Genomic DNA, 3,513 nt, shown 5'->3' with positions numbered 1-3,513 from the left:
ATATTTGATGGCGATCGGAATGCAGTTGAGCGAGTTGAATTCTTGGCACAATATCAAACAAGTTCTGGCTTGTGTGGCGCTTAAAATGCTGTTGATTTCTTTGGTAATTGGCACGGGTTTAACGTTTGTTGGCATTGCGGGCGCGCCGGGGCTTTCGCTAGTGCTGCAAATGGCAATGCCTCCGGCTTTTGGTACTACTTTGCTGGCAGAAGTTTTCAATCTCGATCGCGAATTAGTCGTAAGTGCGATCGGCATAGGCTGCGTTGCGTTATTGTTCGCTATTCCAATATGGATGAGGCTATTTAGTTTTTAATTAACCTAAAATTTGTATAGTTGAAAAAGTTGATTGCTTCAGTGATTTCAATCACAAGCATTGAGCGATCTCTGTCAGCTTAACTATACTTAACAATCACTGAAGCAGCAACTCTATTTGCTGCTGTTAAGCTAGAAATAGCCTAAAAACAAGGCAAATTATCGCAAAAAGTATGGATATTTTAGATTTTAAACTGACAGGTTATCAAATTATCGATCGCATTTATGCGGGCACTCGCACCCTGGTTTATCGCGGAGTTCGCTTGTGCGACCAACGGCCAGTCGCCATCAAAGTGTTGCATAGCGAGTATCCCAGCTTCAGCGAAATCGTGCAGTTTCGCAATCAATATACCATTGCCAAAAATCTCAACTTGCCCGGAATTATCCAAACCTACAGCTTGGAAGCCTACCAAAACAGCTATGCGCTGGTAATGGAAGACTTCGGGGGAATTTCTCTAAAACAATGGGTGGAACAAGGGGAAACTCCACCGGATTTAATCGATTTTTTGCAAATGGCGATCGAGATCAGCAGTACATTAGATATACTCTACCGCCACAGGATAATTCACAAAGACATTAAACCCGCCAATATTTTAATTAACCCCGAAACAAAACAAATCAAACTGATTGACTTCAGCATCGCATCTTTGCTGCCGAGAGAAACTCAAACCCTACAGAATTTTAACCAAATCGAAGGCACCCTCGGCTATTTGTCTCCCGAACAAACCGGCAGGATGAATTGCGGCATTGACTACCGCACAGATTTTTACTCTTTGGGCGTGACTTTTTACGAATTGCTGGCGGGACAAATGCCATTTCAATCGGAGGATGCGATGGAATTGGTACACTGTCATATTGCCAAGCAACCGCCTTCACTGCATGAAATCAATCCAAAAATTCCGGCGGTACTCTCGTCCATTGTCAGCAAATTGGTGGCGAAAAATGCCGAACACCGCTATCAGAGCGCTTTGGGGCTGAAATTTGATTTAGAATTTTGTTTGCGTCAATTAAAAGAAAGCGGTACAATACATAGTTTTGAACTAGCCCAGAGGGATGCGTGCGATCGGTTTATCATACCAGAAAAACTCTACGGTCGCGAAACCGAAGTAGAAACCCTGCTATCGGCCTTTGAGCGCGTTGCCACCCCCCTTTCATCCCCCCTTACCGAGGAGGGATATAGGGGGGTAGAAATGATGCTAGTAGCTGGTTTTTCGGGAATTGGTAAAACTGCAATTGTGAATGAAATTCACAAACCAATTGTGCGGCAGCGCGGCTATTTCATCAAAGGCAAATTCGACCAATTTAACCGAAATATTCCCTTCTGTGCTTTTGTGCAAGCCTTTCGAGATTTAATGGGACAATTGCTCGGCGAAAGTGACGAGAAGTTAGAAAAATGGCAAACTAAAATACTGCAAGCACTGGGCGAAAACGGGCAAGTCATTATTGAAGTAATTCCCGAACTACAAAAAATTATTGGGCCGCAACCACCCGCAATAGAATTATCAGGAACTGCGGCACAGAATCGGTTTAATTTATTATTTCAAAATTTTATTCAGGTATTTACAAAACCAGAGCATCCTCTGGTGATGTTTTTGGATGACTTGCAGTGGGCAGATTTCGCATCCCTACAGTTAATGCAACTGCTGATGTCCGAATCGGAAACCAGCTATTTATTAATAATTGGTGCCTACCGAGATAATGAAGTCTCCCCTGCACATCCGTTGATGCTGACACTGGATGCAGCAGTGAAAGCTGGGGCAACGGTTAATACTATTACTCTGGAACCGTTGAGTTCAGAAAGTCTAAATTATTTGGTAGCTGATACGCTCAATTGCGCTCCACATTTGGCAAAACCGTTGACTGATTTAGTGGCACAAAAAACCCAGGGAAATCCATTTTTTGCTACGCAGTTTCTCAAAGCATTGCATCAGGATGCGTTGATTGAGTTTAACTGGAAAGCCGGACACTGGCAGTGCGATATTGTTCGGGTTCGGGAAGCGGCACTGACGGAGGATGTGGTGGAGTTTATGGCGTTGCAGTTGCAAAAGTTGCCGCCAGCAACTCAGAATATTTTGAAGTTGGCGGCTTGTGTGGGTAATCAGTTTGATTTAAGCACCTTGGCCGCGATCTCTGAGCAATTGGCAACGGAAACGGCGGCGGATTTGTGGAAGGCATTGCAAGAAGGGTTAATCCTGCCTGAATGTGAAATTTATAAGTTTTATGTGGGGCGGGAAATACGGGATGAGGCACAAAATTTGGAGGTGGTGAATTACAAATTTTTGCACGATCGCGTTCAGCAAGCTGCTTATTCTTTAATTCCTGAACAAGAGCGATCGCGCGCTCACTATCACATCGGACAATTGCTGATCCAGCAAAGTTCACCCGCAGCTATAGAAGAGCAAATTTTTTCAGTAGTCAATCAGTTGAATTATGGGATTGCGCTGATTGAAGACCAAACAGAACGAGATAATTTGGTACAACTTAACCTCACTGCTTGCCGCAAAGCCCGAGCTGCTACTGCCTATCAAGCTGCTCGCGAGTATGCTGCGATCGGGCTAAATTTGCTCTCGGACGAAGCTTGGCAACGACAGTACCAGATGACCTTGAATTTCCACGAGCTAGCCGCCGAAGTAGCTTCACTCTGTGGCGAATTTGACCGGATGAATCAGTGGATTGATACTGTGATTGATTGTACCAAGACTCCCCTAGAGCGAGTCGGCGTTTACATCGTCAAAATTCAGGCTTTAGCCTCGCAGAACAATTTGTTAGAAGCAATTTCTATCGGTGTGTTGATGCTCAAAGAATTAGGAGTTGAGTTGCCCGCTTGCCCTACATCAGAAGATATTCACCAAGCAGTGCAGGAAATTAATACCTCCCTCGGCGATCGACGGATTGAAGAGTTGTTCGATCGGCCAGTAATGGTGGATGCCCACAAACTGGCCATGATGCAAGTGGCAGCAAGTATTGCGCCAGCTTGTTATCTAATCGGTTCGCCTCTGTTTGGGCTGGTGACTGCCTTACAGGTAAATTTATCAATTCAATATGGCAACAGTCGTGCTTCCGCTTATAGCTATAGTTGTTATGGCCTTTTTATCAACGACTTTTTAAAAGATGTGACGGTAGCCGATCGGTTTGGCCGATTAGCTTATCGTCTTGCCAGTGGCGCGGATGCCACAAATATGCGCTCTCCAACTTTTCTTG

The 3,513-nt window shown here is 44.6% G+C and carries 2 protein-coding genes; both read left to right on the top strand.

The genetic code is table 11. The features are described from left to right. Window positions 1-313, top strand: a 313-nt coding sequence (locus WBA89_RS02715) for an AEC family transporter (protein ID WP_424403849.1), incomplete at its 5' end; no start/stop codon positions are given. A gap of 172 nt (window positions 314-485) precedes the next feature. Further along, on the top strand, window positions 486-3,513 hold a 3,028-nt coding region (locus WBA89_RS02710; RefSeq protein ID WP_424403847.1), incomplete at its 3' end, for an ATP-binding protein.

Source organism: Microcoleus sp. (assembly GCF_049646505.1).
Taxonomy (GTDB): domain Bacteria; phylum Cyanobacteriota; class Cyanobacteriia; order Cyanobacteriales; family Microcoleaceae; genus Microcoleus.
This window is presented reverse-complemented; position numbering and strand designations above follow the sequence as displayed.